The sequence below is a fragment of the Winogradskyella poriferorum genome (assembly GCF_050618035.1).
In the GTDB taxonomy this organism is placed as follows: domain Bacteria; phylum Bacteroidota; class Bacteroidia; order Flavobacteriales; family Flavobacteriaceae; genus Winogradskyella; species Winogradskyella poriferorum_A.
In genome coordinates this window covers 1-266 of the sequence record NZ_JBODPY010000044.1, presented here as the reverse complement: position 1 = coordinate 266, position 266 = coordinate 1, and the positions used below count along the sequence as shown (strand labels likewise).

Here is a 266-nt window from a genome sequence, read left to right as displayed (position 1 = left end):
GGGGATCGCTTAAGCTTCAAACAATATGAGTTTGTTTTTGATGGTGCCCGTGAGGTGAAAGGTCCTAACTACACGGCGGATCAAGCTCAGATACGTGTGTTGAAGGATGGTAAACCTTATGGCGCGTTACATCCAGAAAAACGCCATTATACAGCGCGTGGCAATGTTATGACTGAAGCTGATATTGATCCTGGGTTAACAAGAGATCTTTATGTCGCGCTAGGTGAGCCTCTAGAGGGTGGCGCTTGGGCTGTGCGAATTCAGCA

The 266-nt window shown here is 47.7% G+C and carries 1 protein-coding gene; it reads left to right on the top strand.

The window, feature by feature from the left end; genetic code table 11:
- Nucleotides 1–54 precede the first annotated feature (54 nt).
- Nucleotides 55–266 (top strand): cytochrome c-type biogenesis CcmF C-terminal domain-containing protein (locus tag ACRHOC_RS14860; RefSeq protein ID WP_431159411.1); only part of this gene is annotated, 212 nt, incomplete at its 3' end.